16 protein-coding genes are annotated in these 13,319 nt (G+C 61.8%); 6 read left to right on the forward strand and 10 right to left on the reverse strand.

Annotation, left to right across the window (positions count from 1 at the left end):
• The first annotated feature begins 128 nt into the window (after positions 1-128).
• From BKP54_RS15255 to BKP54_RS15265, 3 genes are read left to right on the forward strand one after another with little or no spacing between them, the layout of a single operon-like run.
• Positions 129-752 (forward strand): DUF1285 domain-containing protein, encoded by a 624-nt coding sequence (locus BKP54_RS15255; RefSeq protein WP_084814559.1) that lies wholly within the window; start codon positions 129-131, stop codon positions 750-752.
• On the forward strand, positions 749-1,381 hold the full coding sequence (locus BKP54_RS15260; RefSeq protein WP_025427947.1) for a CoA pyrophosphatase: 633 nt from the start codon (positions 749-751) through the stop codon (positions 1,379-1,381). Before BKP54_RS15255 ends, BKP54_RS15260 begins: the two co-directional genes overlap by 4 nt.
• Complete coding sequence (locus BKP54_RS15265; protein ID WP_025427946.1) at positions 1,378-2,637, forward strand: CCA tRNA nucleotidyltransferase; 1,260 nt, start codon at positions 1,378-1,380, stop codon at positions 2,635-2,637. The genes BKP54_RS15260 and BKP54_RS15265 overlap by 4 nt, the downstream gene beginning before the upstream one ends.
• Before the next feature lie 108 nt (positions 2,638-2,745).
• On the opposite strand, the gene BKP54_RS15270 is transcribed toward BKP54_RS15265, so the two are convergent.
• Together BKP54_RS15270 and BKP54_RS15275 are read right to left on the reverse strand one after the other, a co-directional pair.
• On the reverse strand, positions 2,746-3,051 hold the full coding sequence (locus tag BKP54_RS15270) for a hypothetical protein (RefSeq protein ID WP_025427945.1): 306 nt from the start codon (positions 3,049-3,051) through the stop codon (positions 2,746-2,748).
• 374 nt (positions 3,052-3,425) lie between these two features.
• Positions 3,426-3,611, reverse strand: coding sequence for a DUF1059 domain-containing protein (locus tag BKP54_RS15275; RefSeq protein ID WP_025427944.1), 186 nt, complete (start codon positions 3,609-3,611; stop codon positions 3,426-3,428).
• A gap of 202 nt (positions 3,612-3,813) precedes the next feature.
• On the opposite strand from BKP54_RS15275, the gene BKP54_RS15280 reads away from it, so the two are divergent.
• Positions 3,814-4,359 (forward strand): adenine phosphoribosyltransferase, encoded by a 546-nt coding sequence (locus BKP54_RS15280; RefSeq protein WP_025427943.1) that lies wholly within the window; start codon positions 3,814-3,816, stop codon positions 4,357-4,359.
• 6 nt (positions 4,360-4,365) lie between these two features.
• On the opposite strand, the gene BKP54_RS15285 is transcribed toward BKP54_RS15280, so the two are convergent.
• From BKP54_RS15285 to BKP54_RS15295, 3 genes are all read right to left on the reverse strand, one after another.
• Complete coding sequence (locus BKP54_RS15285) at positions 4,366-4,578, reverse strand: hypothetical protein (protein WP_025427942.1); 213 nt, start codon at positions 4,576-4,578, stop codon at positions 4,366-4,368.
• 265 nt (positions 4,579-4,843) lie between these two features.
• Positions 4,844-5,314, reverse strand: coding sequence for a MaoC family dehydratase (locus BKP54_RS15290; RefSeq protein WP_025427941.1), 471 nt, complete (start codon positions 5,312-5,314; stop codon positions 4,844-4,846).
• On the reverse strand, positions 5,314-5,766 hold the full coding sequence (locus BKP54_RS15295) for a MaoC family dehydratase (protein ID WP_025427940.1): 453 nt from the start codon (positions 5,764-5,766) through the stop codon (positions 5,314-5,316). Before BKP54_RS15295 ends, BKP54_RS15290 begins: the two co-directional genes overlap by 1 nt.
• Before the next feature lie 252 nt (positions 5,767-6,018).
• Between BKP54_RS15295 and BKP54_RS15300 the strand changes: the two genes are divergently transcribed.
• Positions 6,019-7,125 (forward strand): hypothetical protein, encoded by a 1,107-nt coding sequence (locus BKP54_RS15300; RefSeq protein WP_025427939.1) that lies wholly within the window; start codon positions 6,019-6,021, stop codon positions 7,123-7,125.
• 150 nt (positions 7,126-7,275) lie between these two features.
• Here the strand turns inward: BKP54_RS15300 and ychF are convergent, their stop codons facing one another.
• Entirely contained in the window at positions 7,276-8,379 is a 1,104-nt protein-coding gene (ychF, locus tag BKP54_RS15305; RefSeq protein ID WP_057208775.1) for a redox-regulated ATPase YchF, read from the reverse strand.
• 204 nt (positions 8,380-8,583) lie between these two features.
• Here ychF and clpS point away from each other — a divergent pair, with 204 nt between their 5' ends.
• The gene (gene clpS, locus BKP54_RS15310) at positions 8,584-8,895 is read left to right on the forward strand and encodes an ATP-dependent Clp protease adapter ClpS (protein ID WP_025427937.1); all 312 of its coding nucleotides are present in this window, start codon (positions 8,584-8,586) and stop codon (positions 8,893-8,895) included.
• Between the two features lie 3 nt (positions 8,896-8,898).
• Here clpS and BKP54_RS15315 read toward each other — a convergent pair whose 3' ends face one another.
• From BKP54_RS15315 to BKP54_RS15330, 4 genes are all read right to left on the reverse strand, one after another.
• Positions 8,899-9,351, reverse strand: a complete 453-nt coding sequence (locus BKP54_RS15315; protein WP_057208773.1) for a GNAT family N-acetyltransferase — start codon at positions 9,349-9,351, stop codon at positions 8,899-8,901.
• A gap of 3 nt (positions 9,352-9,354) precedes the next feature.
• Positions 9,355-10,074: an aminoacyl-tRNA hydrolase gene (gene pth / locus BKP54_RS15320; RefSeq protein ID WP_025427935.1), complete on the reverse strand. Its 720-nt coding sequence runs from the start codon at positions 10,072-10,074 to the stop codon at positions 9,355-9,357.
• Positions 10,075-10,136: 62 nt separating this feature from the next.
• Positions 10,137-10,871: a transporter substrate-binding domain-containing protein gene (locus BKP54_RS15325; RefSeq protein ID WP_084814560.1), complete on the reverse strand. Its 735-nt coding sequence runs from the start codon at positions 10,869-10,871 to the stop codon at positions 10,137-10,139.
• 30 nt (positions 10,872-10,901) lie between these two features.
• Positions 10,902-13,274 (reverse strand): EAL domain-containing protein, encoded by a 2,373-nt coding sequence (locus BKP54_RS15330; protein WP_084814564.1) that lies wholly within the window; start codon positions 13,272-13,274, stop codon positions 10,902-10,904.
• Between the last annotated feature and the right edge of the window lie 45 nt (positions 13,275-13,319).

The following is a 13,319-nucleotide window of genomic DNA, read 5'->3' on the forward strand; positions in this document are numbered from 1 at the left end:
CCAATTTAGACCCTGGCTGACGGCTGACAAGTCGCCGCAGACGCACTATCTCGTGACAGCATACACGCCGCATCTCGCGACGACATACACGCCTCCGGTGCAAAATCGGGGCCAATCGGGACGGAACGATGGCAGAAGCCGAAATTCAGCGAACCGGGGACGCGGCCGGACTGGCGGCCCTGATCGCGCGTGCGGCCGGCCAGACGGGCGACCGCAAGCGTGGCCTGCCGCCGGTGGAGCGCTGGAATCCGCCGTTCTGCGGCGATATCGACATGGAAATCCGCGCCGACGGCACCTGGTTCTATCTGGGCACGCCGATCGGCCGGCAGCCACTGGTGCGGCTGTTCTCCACAGTTTTGCGCAAGGACGAGGATGGCGTCACCTATCTGGTGACGCCTGTGGAAAAGGTGGCGATCCGCATCGTCGACGCGCCCTTCGTTGCCGTCGAAATGAGCGTGACGCAGGCGGACGGCGTGCAGGTGCTGACCTTTCGCACCAATGTCGGTGACGTTGTCGAGGCCAGGCCGGAGCATGCCCTGCGTTTTGTCATTCATGGCGAGAACCGCGAACTGAAGCCGTACCTGCACGTGCGCGGCCGGCTCGAGGCGCTGGTTTCCCGGCCCGTCATGTACGATCTCGTCGAACTCGGCGAGACCGTGGTGGTCGACGGCGTCGAGATGTTCTGCGTGCGCTCGGGTGGGTCCATCTTCCCGATCATGAAGGCTGCCGAACTGGAAGCGCTGTCGCGATGAACCGGCATCCCTATTCTGCCGACGAATTTCGCCGCCGGGCCCTGACCCAGATGGGCGGGCCAGTGGAAAGCGCGTGGCGGGAACACGGAGATTTCCTGCTCAATCCCAGTATCGTGCCGCATCTTGAAACCCTGCATCTGAAGGATGCGGCCGTGCTGGTGCCGGTGGTCGACGACGGCGAGGATGCGCATGTCATCTTCACCCAGCGGACCGCAAGCCTGCGCAAGCATTCCGGCCAGGTGGCGTTTCCCGGCGGCGCGGTCGACCCGGAGGACCGCTCGATCGAGTCCGCCGCCCTTCGCGAGGCGCAGGAGGAGATCGGTCTTGACCCGCGGTTCGTCGAGACGATCGGACGACTGCCGCACTATATGGCGTTGTCCGGTTTCAAAATCACGCCGGTTCTGGCGGTGGTGCAGCCCGGCTTCGAGCTGGTGCCCAACCCCGACGAGGTCGAAAGCGTCTTCGAAGTGCCGCTGTCCTTCCTCATGAACCCCGGAAACCATGGGCGTGGAAGCGGCCACTGGCAGGGTGAAGACCGGCATTTCTATCGCATGCCCTATGGCGACAGGAATATCTGGGGTATCACCGCCGGCATCGTCCGAATGCTTTATGAAAGGCTTTATGCATGACCTCGGTTGCCGGTGAGAGCTGGTTTTCGGCTCCATCCCTTCGTCGCGTCTTCGATCTGCTGAATGTCGAGGGCGGGGAGGTGCGCGTCGTCGGCGGCGCCGTGCGCAACAGCCTGATGGGGGTGCCGGCCGGCGATGTCGACATGGCCACCACCTGGCATCCAGACGAGGTCGTTGCCCGCGCCAAGGCAGCCGACATCAAGGTGGTACCGACAGGCATCGACCACGGCACGGTGACGCTCGTCATCGACGGTACGCCCTATGAGGTGACGACGCTGCGCCGCGATGTCGCGACCGACGGGCGCCGCGCTGAAGTTGCGTTCGGAACCGACTGGAAGGTGGATGCCGAGCGGCGCGACTTCACCATCAACGCGCTCTACGCGGACCATGAGGGCGAGGTCGTGGACGACGTCGGCGGCCTTGCCGATATTAAGACCCGCACTTTGCGCTTCATCGGCAATGCTGCCGAGCGGGTGGCCGAGGATTATCTTCGCATCCTGCGCTTCTTCCGCTTCTTCGCCCATTACGGCAACGGTCGCCCCGATGCCGATGGCCTGAGGGCCTGCGCCCAGGCGCGTTCCAAGCTGTCGACACTTTCGGCAGAGCGGGTTTGGGCCGAGACGAAGAAGCTGCTTTCAGCCGAGGACCCGGGCCGGGCGCTGCTCTGGATGCGCCAGGCGGGCGTGTTGACCGAAATCCTGCCCGAGACCGAGAAATGGGGCATCGACGCCATTCCGGAACTGGTTGCTGCCGAGAAGGCCTTTTCTTGGGCACCGGATCCACTGCTGCGCCTTGCGGCAATCGTGCCGCCGGATGAAGATCGGCTCGAAGCCATGGCCGCGCGGCTGCGCCTGTCGAAGGCCGAGGCAGCGTATTTTTCGCGCTTTGCGAATGCGCCAGCGCTACCGGCAAAGACTGTGGATGCGGCGCTCGATCGCTTGCTCTACCGCCACGGCGCTGAGGGGATTTCCGTCCGGCTTCGCCTCGCGCTCGCCTCGGCCAGACGCAAGTCCGAAAACGATCCGGCCTTGCTTGCCGAGACGGCGGCGTTCCAGCGCCTCTTGACGCGCACCGAGGCATGGAAGCGCCCGAGCTTCCCGCTGACGGGCGCCGATGTGCTGAAGGCCGGCATCCCCGCCGGGCCTCGCGTCGGCCAGATCCTCGGTGAGCTGGAGGCCCTGTGGGTAGACCGCAATTTCAGTGTCGACCGGGCAAACCTTGTCGCCCGCCTCGAGACGATGGTGCCGCGCGCGTAAAGCGCGTGGCGCGCGACCATGTTAGAGGTAGATGACCGATCTTTCCTGGCACCAACTGCCGGTATTGAGCAAGCTGTGGGCTCGTAGAGCGAGGGAGCCGAGAGGCTGTTACTTGGTCGGCCTCACCAGCGAGACGACCCGTGGCTTCGATGGGGCGTCCAGCCATTCGATCCATTTGTCCCTTTCCTCGAGCGTGTCGAAGAACCGCCAGAGCTTGTACTCTTCGTCGGTGGTCTGCAGCATCTCGCCGATGGATACGAGCTCCAGAGGCAGCATTACCTCGTTGCCGTCGAAGCGAATGAAGTAAATCCCTTCGGCAGCGAGGCGAATAACTTGACCCGTGCCGTAACTTCCATCGGGATCGTCGACCGTGAAGTACATGCCGGTCAAAGTGTCAAAAACTTTGTCGTTCATAGGTTCCGAATGCCAGTTAAAAAGAATGAGGGCATGAGACGTTGGCGCAGCCCACCGGTAAACGCAAGAGATCGCCATACAGGTAAGGACAACAGGCCACGTGCTATAGAGCGTGAGCACCGCGCGGGTCAAATCTTCCTTCGCGTCATTGCCATAGCATAGGGATCGGCGAATGCGGTGCCGTGTGCCTCAGATCCAGACCTGGATGACGGTCACGGTCAACTCGGCCTGAAAGCGGGCGGCTCGCCGGGACAGACTTGGTCCCTCGCACCGGTTCGATGCGACGCACCATCATTCGGTGTCAGGGCAAACGGCACGCGTCGCGGGCGTTGTCATTGCAAGACCCGCGCGCGTTCGGAGTAGATGTAGTTTCGTCAGGCGGCCTTGGTTTCTTCGACGATGCGGGCCTTGATGTTATCGATCATGTTTTCGCGGATCATCGTTTCACCGTGGGCCTGGCGCATGTGTTCCACCACGCGGCGGACGATTTCGGCGTCGTTATCGGCGCGGGTGTGCCATTCGCACCCCGGGACAAGAGAACCGCATTCAAACAGGCGCATGATGTTCCTCCTTCCGATGTGGGCTCAACGTGAGGCATGCGGCGCGCGCATCTCCTCCGCGTGCCATGGGCCTCAGCGTAGCATCAACCCCCGGCACGACCAAATTGTTCCAGCCATCCGTGCGGCAGAAACCGTTATAGACATGCGGGTCGATGGTGTTATGGGTTTGCGGTAACAAGAGACACAAAGGCCTTCTTTGCCCATGACCACTACCGTTCAATCGGAACTGATCGCCGCCATCCGCAACATTCCGGACTATCCGAAGCCGGGCGTCATGTTCCGCGATATCACCACCCTGCTCGGCAATCCCAGGGCGTTCCGCCGTGCGATCGACGAACTGGTGCACCCCTATGCCGGTACCAAGATCGACAAGATCGCCGGCATCGAGGCGCGCGGCTTCATTCTTGGCGGCGCGATCGCCCACCAGCTTTCCTCCGGCTTCGTGCCGATCCGCAAGAAGGGCAAGCTGCCGCACGACACGGTGCGCATCGCCTATAGCCTCGAATACGGCGTCGACGAGATGGAGATGCACAAGGACGCGATCAGCCCGGGGGAGAAGGTCATTCTGGTCGACGACCTGATCGCGACCGGCGGCACAGCGGAAGCGGCCGTCAAGCTGTTGAAGCAGATGGGCGCCGATATCGTCGCGGCCTGTTTCGTCATCGACCTGCCGGAACTCGGTGGCCGCAAGAGACTCGAGGCGCTCGGCGTCAATGTCCGCACGCTGATCGAATTCGAAGGTCACTGACACCGCTCAGGCGCGGTTGATCGTCGGCAGCATCAGTTGCACCTCGCGCTGCGTTGCCGGCGTCAGTGTTTCCACCTCTTTCCGCCAGAAGGCGTCGGCTTCCGGCGGTTCGTCTTCCCAGCTTCTGATCGAGGTTTCGTTATCGTCGATGGCCACGCGCCGGTGGCCGCCGAGGCGAAGATATTCCTCCGCCAGTTCGCGAACATGGGTCTTTTCCATCGATAGCCCTCCGTTCCTTTCTGTCGAAGTTCCCACGCGTGCTGGCCTTTCGGCCACTGGCGCGGAACTCTGAAGGTCCGAACGGATTTTACGCCCAAATCGTTCCTGATTTAAGGAATAACGGGGACGCGCGTCGTTTGGACGGGCGACGGTCGCTCAACAGAGCGTTTCCGGGTTAACCGGAGTTACGGAAACGCTCTATCTCTTTATTTCCAAGCATTTCTTGACTGAAAGCCTCTTGGCGTTTTTCCTGGAGATGCCCTGGCTAAACGAACTCGATGACCTTGCTTTCGAAACGGATGACCGCCTCGCCGTGCTGGTTTTCGCCTTCGCAGAGGATCGTGTTGATCCGCCAGCCCGGCCGCGAAGCGAGCGTGCGGCTTTCGAGGAACGTGACGGCATAGGTCACGGTATCGCCGGCATAGACCGGCTTCAGCCATTTCAGATCCCGGAAGCCGGGCGAGGGGCCGAGCCGTGGCGCGTGCAGGCCTTCGGCCGCAAGCCGCCGCTGTTCGTCCTTCCAGAACCGGACGAAACACTGCATCCATCCGGCCGCGGTGTGCCAGCCGGAGGCGCATAGACCGCCAAACAGCGAATGCCGAGCCTCTTCCGCGTCGAGGTGGAACGGCTGCGGATCGAAGTCACGGGCGAAGCGGACGATATCCTCGGCGGTAAAGGCCAGGGTGCCGATGACGGTCCTGCGACCGGTGGCGTAAAACTCCTCCATCGTCATCATTAATTCTGACCTTTGTCGCGGCAGCGGAAGAGCACGGTACATTCCGAAACCGCCACCGGTTCGCCGGTCTGGTTGACGATTTCGTTGCGGAACTTGACGATGCCGAGGCTCGGCTTGGACTTCGACCGGCGCGCTTCGAGCACCTGGCTGAAACCGGTGAGCACGTCGCCTGCTATCACCGGCTTCTTCCAGTCCATGAAATCGATGCCGGGAGAGCCTTGAGACGAAGAATGGCCCATGAAGGCGTCGAGCATCATGCGCATGCCGACGGCGCTGGTGTGCCAGCCGGAGGCAGAGAGGCCGCCAAGGATGCTGAGTTTGCCAGCTTCCTCGTCGAGATGCATCGGCTGCGGGTCGAATTCACGGGCAAAGGCGATCATGTCCGCAGGCTTCATTTCGACCGGCTTGTAGTCGAAGCGTCGCCCTTCGGAAAAATCCTCGAAATACAGCATGCTGAGTTGTCCCGTCTGATTTGCTGACGCTTTACGTACTGCATAATTTCTCAAACCGGAATCGATTTAAGCGGGAAATTAAGCAGTGGCTTTCAAACGTTAGAGCGTGCCTCATTCGTCATCTCTGACCTGTGGCGCTCTCGTGTCGGTTGATGCCACCGTATCGTGGAATTTCCAGGTTGCGCATGCCGATTGTTCATGCAACCACCTGATTTATGGGTGTATCGACCGGCTTTTGATTGAGGAATGCTCGTGACCGAACTGAACAGGGCGCTCGCAGGCGCTGCCGAAAAAGGGATCATCTCTGCCCGTCAGGTGAGCGATCTCGAAGCCTATCTCGCTGACCGTGGCATCAGCTTCGGGCCGGTGGCACCGGATGCTGCCGCCGACCGGGACGATGCGGCGTTCGATGCCCGCGCCGCCGAAGACAGCGAACAGCCGCGGTTCGTCAGGGGATTTCACGATATCCTGATCACGATCGGCGTCGTTGTCGTGCTGATCGGCCTCTGGGGCTTGGGCGGCCCATTCGTAACGCTGCCGGTCATTCTTGGGCTCGCGGAAATCCTGGTGCGGCGCCAGCGGCTGGCGCTGCCGTCGGTGGCGCTGACGGTTGCTCTCGTGCATTGGGTCGGGACGACGTCACTGTTGTTCGTGAGCGAGCATGATGATGCCTGGAAGCCGATGGTCTTTGCACTCGCCTATCTATCAGCGTTCCCGATCCCGCTTGGTCTGTTCTACTGGCGCTATCGCGTTCCGCTGGCGCTGGCCGGTCTGATGGTGTCGGTCGCACTCATCTGCGTGGTCGCGATCCTTCTTGCCTTCGAGAGGAGCTTGGGGATCGACCTCGCCAACGACGACCATTTCATGCTTCTCGCGCTCACCGTTCTTGTCGGAGCCCTGGGTCTCTTTGCGACCGCCATGCGCTACGACGTTTCCGATCCACAGCGTGTGACGGCGCGCTCCGATACGGCGTTCTGGCTGCATCTGGCCGCCGCGCCCGCATTGCTCTACTCGCTGATCGGTCTGGTCTTCGTGTCGAACGGCCGCGGCACGTGGTGGGACGGGCAGGCCGGGCTTGGCCAGGCGATTGCCGCCATTCTGATCGTTGCCCTGTTCATGCTGGTCGGATTGGTCATCGACCGCCGCGCCTTCGTCACTTCAGGGCTGTTGTCGCTCGGAGGCGCGATCTGGACGATGCTCAACCAGACCGGCGCGTCGCTTGACAACTACGTCTTCGTTGCCTTCGCGGCGGTCGGCGTCACCGTGCTTTTCATCGGCATTTTCTGGCAGAAGCTGCGGCGCATTGTCATGAACCTGTTGCCGGAAATGATTACGGCGCGGTTGCATGCCGCGCCGTAATATCGGGTAACGCGCGTTGCGATCTTTCAGATCGCTTTCTGCGCTTTAAGCTCTTGTTCTTTGCGCATGTCGTTATCGCAAAACCGCAGCACACTTTTGCGCGACATGCTTCAATGGCTGCGCGCGTGAAGCGCGCCTCATCTCATTGTCTTACGTGTTGAAGCGGAAGTGGATGACGTCGCCGTCCTGGACGACATATTCCTTGCCTTCGTCGCGGGCCTTGCCGGCTTCCTTGGCGCCGACTTCGCCGCCGAGCGCAATGTAATCGTCGAAGGCGATGGTGTTGGCACGGATGAAGCCGCGCTCGAAGTCGGTGTGGATGACGCCGGCGGCCTGCGGTGCCTTGGTGCCGCGCGGGATCGTCCAGGCGCGCGTTTCCTTCGGACCGACCGTGAAATAGGTGATGAGATCGAGCAGCTTGTAGCCGGCGCGGATCAGGCGGTCGAGACCAGCCTCCTCGAGACCGAGCGCGCTCAGGAACTCCTTGGCTTCCTCTTCCGGCAGCTGCGCCACTTCGGATTCGATCGCCGCCGAAATCACGACGCTTTCAGCGCCTTGGGTCTTTGCCATTTCGGCAACCGCGCGGGTGTGCTCGTTGCCGTCGACGGCATCGCTTTCCGCGACGTTGCAGACGTAAAGCACGGGATGGGCGGTCAGGAGATTGAGGCCCTGCAGAATGCGCAGTTCTTCGGCATCAAGCTTGGCAAGCAGCGTGCGCACCGGCTTGCCGTCCTGCAGCAGCTTCAGCGACGCGTCCATGATCGGCAGCTGTGCCACCGAATCCTTGTCCTTGCCGCCGGCGCGCTTGCGGGTCTGCTCGGTGCGGCGCTCCAGGCTGTCGAGGTCGGCGAGCATCAGCTCGGTCTCGATCGTCTCGGCATCGGCGACCGGGTTGATGCGGCCTTCGACGTGGGTGATGTCGTCATCTTCGAAGCAGCGCAGCACGTGCACCACCGCATCCACTTCGCGGATGTTGGCGAGGAACTGGTTGCCGAGGCCTTCACCCTTCGACGCGCCGCGCACCAGGCCGGCGATGTCGACGAAGGAGATGCGCGTCGGGATGATTTCCTTCGACTTGGCAATGTCGGCCAGCTTGCGCATGCGCGGATCGGGAACCGCGACTTCGCCGGTGTTCGGCTCGATCGTGCAGAACGGATAGTTGGCAGCCTGAGCCGCCGCCGTCTTGGTGAGTGCGTTGAAGAGGGTGGACTTGCCGACGTTCGGCAGCCCGACAATACCGCATTTAAAGCCCATGGCTAAAACCTGTCGTTCTCGAATTCGTTGGGCGTGGCTATGGGATAAAGGAGCCGAACGGTCAAGCCTTCGCGCGTTTCGGCGCGGTGAAGGAGCGGGCTTTTGCTTGATTGGCGGTGTCTGGCGTACGATATTGAGTGGCAGCGTCCTGGGGCCGGATGGCCAACCGCGACCGCCTTCCTGTCATCAACGGGTGGATTTCCGATGAGTGACGACGATCTTGCCGCAAAACCGAAGCTGAAGCCGAAACCGAAGCTGGAGCGGCCGAAGCTCTACAAGGTCATTCTCGTCAATGACGACTACACGCCGCGCGACTTCGTCGTCATGGTACTGAAGGCCGTGTTCCATATGAGCGAGGAGGCGGGCTACCGGGTGATGATGACGGCGCACAAAATGGGGGTTTCCGTCGTTGTCGTCTGCGTGCGCGATATCGCCGAGACCAAGGCAAAGGAGGCGACCGACCTCGCCAAGGATGCCGGCTTCCCGCTGATGTTCATGACCGAGCCGGAGGAGTGACGGTCAGGGGCGGCGGATCTGATAGCCGGTCTTGTCCTGCCGGAAGCCACAATTTTCGTAGAAACGCAGCGTCGCGGGATCCTTCGACCCCGTCAGCAGCATGACTTTGTAGCAGCCGGCGGCCCACGCATCGCCGATGGCATGCAGGATCAAAGCGCGGGCAAAGCCGCGCTTGCGAAAGGCGGCCGAAGTGACGACGTTTTCGATGAGAGCGTAGGGTGCGCCGCCCCGCGTCAGGTTCGGCACGACGACCGACGTGACCGATGCGGCGGCGACATCGCCGGCAAACCCGATGAAGACCGTCATGCCGGGTTGTGCAAGGATTGCCTGAAAGCGATCGGTGGCGAGGGTTGTGTCGAGCGAAGGGTCGTCCGGGTTCAGTTCGCCATAAAGCGCAAGAAGTCCCGGCAGATCGTCTGCCGATGCCGCACGGATCGCGAAGGGCAGGGGCGACACCTGTCAGTCGCCCTTGGGGCCGAACAGCTTCTTCAGCATGTCGGCCATCGGACCGCTCGTAGGCAGCTTCTTCGGCTGAGCCGAATTGCGCGCCTGATGAATATGGGATTGCGCGCCCTGCTTCTTTTGCGCCTGCGGCTTGTCCTCGTCCGGCTTGCCGCCGGTCGCAAGCGCGATCTTGTTCAGAAGCTGCGAGTCCTCACCGCGCACCAGCATGTCGGCATTGTCGGCGATGGCGTCGAGCAGCGGCACCAGCCAGGTCTGGTCGACCTTGGCGAAATCGCCGAGCACATGGGCGTGGACGAGGTCCTTGACGCCAGGATGGCCGATGCCGAGCCGCAGACGGCGATACTCCTTGCCGCAATGGGCGTCGATCGATTTGATGCCGTTGTGGCCGCCGTGGCCGCCGCCGACCTTGATGCGGGCTTTTGCCGCCGGCAGATCCAGCTCGTCATAGATGACGGTGATATCCTTCGGATGCAGCTTGTGGAAGCGCATGGCTTCGCCGACCGCCTCGCCGGAGAGGTTCATGAAGGTCTGCGGCTTCATCAGCAGAACCCGTTCGCCGCCGATTTCACCCTCGGCGATCTCGGACTTGAATTTCTTCGACCAGGAGGAAAAGTTATGGCGGCGATGGATGACGTCGACAGCCATGAAACCGATATTGTGGCGGTTTGAGGCATATTTCGAACCTGGATTGCCAAGTCCTGCAATGATCAGCATGTCGTTACGCTCCGTCGGGCTTTCCCCGCTTCACGAGCGCGAAACGCCATCAGAGTCAATCCTTATTTCGTTGCCTGTTCGCTTCCGCTCGGCCGAACGCCGTAACGATCGAAGATCGCATCCTGGGTGCCGTTGCCGATCAGGCGGTCGAGTTCGCGCTGCATCTTCTCGACCGTTTCCTTGTCCATGTCGCGATGGCAGGCGATGCCGTAATATTCTCCTTCCAGCATCAATGCCGCCTCGACGGGCTTGCCCTCGGCACGCATGCTTTCGAAGGTCTTCTCCGATGTCATCATCAGGTCGATGCGGCCGCCGATCAGTTTCTTCAGCGTCGAATCGAGATTGGTCGCATAGTCGATCTTCTCGAAGCCGTGTTCCGTGAGGTAGGTGGCGGAAAAATCTTCCCGCTGGGTGCCGATGGTGAACCGCTTTGCCGCATCGATCGAACCGGGGGCGGTGTCAGATCCCTTGCGCCGGACCATGATCATGTGGTCGACGACCAGCGGCTGCACCCACTGGAACAGCTTTTCGCGCTCGGTGTTGCGGCCGGTGGTGAAGACGCAATAGGACGCATCGGTTTCTGCCAGCATGTAGGCCCGCGCCCAGGGCAGGACTTCGATCGTATAGGGAAGCTTCAGCCCCTCCATGATCGCGGTTACCTGCTCGACCGAGGCGCCGCTTGCGCCGCTCGAAGTCGAGAAGTTGTAGGGCGGGTAGTCCTCGGTGACGAATTTGATCGTCTGTGCTTCGGCGGCGGTGGAAAGGCCGAGGAACAATGCCAGGATCAGCTCTTTCACGCCTTGCTCCTTCGCGCCAGTGTCTGGCCGTTATGCCTGGATGTTGGCCTTGACTTCGGAATCGCTCTCCAGCATGGCCAGCATCTTGCCGATCGGCATGGGGCGGCTGAAAAGATAACCCTGCCCACAATCCACACCAAGCTTGCGCAGGAGTTGCCACTGCTCCTTGGTCTCGATGCCTTCCGCGACCACGGCGCAGCCCATCTGGTGCGAGATCGTGCGGATGCCCTTGATCAGCATCCGGCTCTTGCGGCGGATATCGGCGGTGCCGGAGCTGAGCGAACGGGTGAAGGACTGGTCGACCTTGACGATGTCGACCGGGAAGCGGTTGAGGTAGCTCAGCGACGAGTAGCCCGTTCCGAAATCGTCGAGCGCGATCCGGCAGCCGAACTCGTTGAGCTGCTTCAGCACCGCGTGCACTTCCGGATTGTCGAGCATCAGCACCGCCTCGGTGATTTCGATGACGATCCGGTTCGGCGAAATATGGTGCTTGAGGAGCAGGGCCGCGAGCTTGTGCGGCAGCGTAAGCTCGAACTGCAGCGGCGAGAAGTTTACCGCGAGATAGGTGTTCTGCGTGCCGTCGAGGGCGGAGATATCAGCCAGATGCCGGATAGCCTTTTCGAGAATGCAATCGCCGATGCGGGCGATCGTTCCCGTTTCCTCGGCAATGCCGATGATCTTGCCCGGCGGCATCACGCCCTTTTCCGGGTGGTTGAGGCGCATCAAGGCCTCGAAGCCGGCGATCTGGCCGTCGCTGAGGCTGACGATCGGCTGCAGCCACGCCTCGAAGTGATCGTCCTTGAGGGCCGCTTCGATGCACTGTTCGATCTCGTGGCGCTCGCGCGCGGCATCGAGCATGCTGGCGTCGAAGACCTGCAGACCGTTCTTGCCGTCGCGTTTGCGCGCATACATCGCCATGTCGGCGTTGAGCAGCAGGTCCGAAGCATTCTCGGCGTGCTCGGGATAAACGGAGATGCCGACGCTGGCGCTGACGAAAAGTTCGTTGCCGGCAATCGGCATCGGCTCGCGCAGGGCACTGACGATGCGCTCGCCGATTTCAGACGCAAGAGTGGCGACGTCCTTATCCGATACCAGGATCGCGAACTCGTCACCGCCGAGGCGTGACATGACATCGTCAGGGCGCAGGGTTGCGCGGATCAGCTCGACCGTGTGGCGCAGAACCTCGTCGCCGGCGGCATGGCCGAAATTGTCGTTGATCCACTTGAAGCGGTCGAGGTCGATGAACAGGCAGCCGACCTGGATGCCGCAGGCATCGGCGGTGACGATCGCCTCGTCGAGTGCCGCCTCGAAGCCCTGGCGGTTGAGAAGGCCGGTGAGGTGATCTGTGATCGCCTGGGCATGGTTGCGGCTTTCGGCCTGCTTCAACGCGGTGACGTCGGTCATGACGGATAGCGACAGGTCGCCATCGCCGGCCGTTTCCGTCTCCAGGATCAGCACGGTCATGAACGCGCCGTCTGCTTTGCGGAAGGGGACTGTGACCTCGCAGATGTCGTGGTCGCCGACGGCAATCGCCTTGGCGTGGCTGCGGTAGGTCTCGTGCCAGTGCGGGTCGATGAAATCGGTGAAATCCTCGCCGATCACCTGTTCGCGGTGATAGCCGGTTGCCAGCAGCCAGTAATCGCTGACGGCGCAGAGGCGGTTGTCGGTGTCGAGCGAGAACAGCATCGCCGGGGTCAGGTTGTAGATGTCGGTGGCGCGCTCATGCGCGCTCTTCAGCTCCATCGACTCACGCTCGAGCCGGTCCTGCATCTCGTTGAAATTGGCAGCCAGCGCGCCCATTTCGTCGTCCGAGGTCCAATCGACCCGGTGGCGCGAGCCCAGGCGCCGGGTCGCCTCTATGGCGGACGTCAAGCGCATCAGTGGGCGAATGACGGTGAAGCGGTTGCCGATGAGCGCGGCGGCAAAGACGGTGGCTACGGCAATCAGCAGGATGGCGAGGATAGCCAGCTCGTCCTTGCTGAACTGCGATAGCAGGCCGGGTGTCGGCGCGCGCACTTCGATGCTGCCGATTTCCTTGATGCCGTCGATCGAGTCGTAGGAAATGGGTGTTTTCAGGCTGCGGCTGTCGCTGTCGATGCCGAGGCCGCCGGAGGGCATCTGCGCGAGGATCGAGCCGGAGGTGTCGCGGATGGTGACAGCGACGATATCGGTGTCGTTCATCAGCGAGCGGGCGATGCGCTTGATGCCGTCGCTGTCGAAATCCCAGATCGGCTTGCCCAACGCTTCGGCGCTTGCGCCCATCAGAAGCTCGATGTTGTGCAGGCGCTCACGGGCGGCGCGTTCGCTGGAGATGCTGAGGAAGAGCACGAAGAGTGGGGCAACGAAAACTAGCATTGCACCGCAGACAATCGCAATAAATCGGTTCTCGACGGAATGCATCACTGGACGCATCCCCCAGGCGTTGCCACTCGTGTCATTTCGGATTCT

It is taken from the genome of Ensifer sp. 1H6, from assembly GCF_001976035.1.
GTDB lineage: Bacteria > Pseudomonadota > Alphaproteobacteria > Rhizobiales > Rhizobiaceae > Ensifer > Ensifer canadensis.

What these genes read in the sequence shown, in the direction of transcription:
- BKP54_RS15255 (WP_084814559.1), top strand. Translation starts at nt 129, where the DNA reads ATGGCAGAAGCCGAAATTCAGCGAACCGGGGACGCGGCCGGACTGGCG.
- BKP54_RS15260 (WP_025427947.1), top strand. Translation starts at nt 749, where the DNA reads ATGAACCGGCATCCCTATTCTGCCGACGAATTTCGCCGCCGGGCCCTG.
- BKP54_RS15265 (WP_025427946.1), top strand. Translation starts at nt 1,378, where the DNA reads ATGACCTCGGTTGCCGGTGAGAGCTGGTTTTCGGCTCCATCCCTTCGT.
- BKP54_RS15270 (WP_025427945.1), bottom strand. Translation starts at nt 3,051, where the DNA reads ATGAACGACAAAGTTTTTGACACTTTGACCGGCATGTACTTCACGGTC.
- BKP54_RS15275 (WP_025427944.1), bottom strand. Translation starts at nt 3,611, where the DNA reads ATGCGCCTGTTTGAATGCGGTTCTCTTGTCCCGGGGTGCGAATGGCAC.
- BKP54_RS15280 (WP_025427943.1), top strand. Translation starts at nt 3,814, where the DNA reads ATGACCACTACCGTTCAATCGGAACTGATCGCCGCCATCCGCAACATT.
- BKP54_RS15285 (WP_025427942.1), bottom strand. Translation starts at nt 4,578, where the DNA reads ATGGAAAAGACCCATGTTCGCGAACTGGCGGAGGAATATCTTCGCCTC.
- BKP54_RS15290 (WP_025427941.1), bottom strand. Translation starts at nt 5,314, where the DNA reads ATGATGACGATGGAGGAGTTTTACGCCACCGGTCGCAGGACCGTCATC.
- BKP54_RS15295 (WP_025427940.1), bottom strand. Translation starts at nt 5,766, where the DNA reads ATGCTGTATTTCGAGGATTTTTCCGAAGGGCGACGCTTCGACTACAAG.
- ychF (WP_057208775.1), bottom strand. Translation starts at nt 8,379, where the DNA reads ATGGGCTTTAAATGCGGTATTGTCGGGCTGCCGAACGTCGGCAAGTCC.
- clpS (WP_025427937.1), top strand. Translation starts at nt 8,584, where the DNA reads ATGAGTGACGACGATCTTGCCGCAAAACCGAAGCTGAAGCCGAAACCG.
- pth (WP_025427935.1), bottom strand. Translation starts at nt 10,074, where the DNA reads ATGCTGATCATTGCAGGACTTGGCAATCCAGGTTCGAAATATGCCTCA.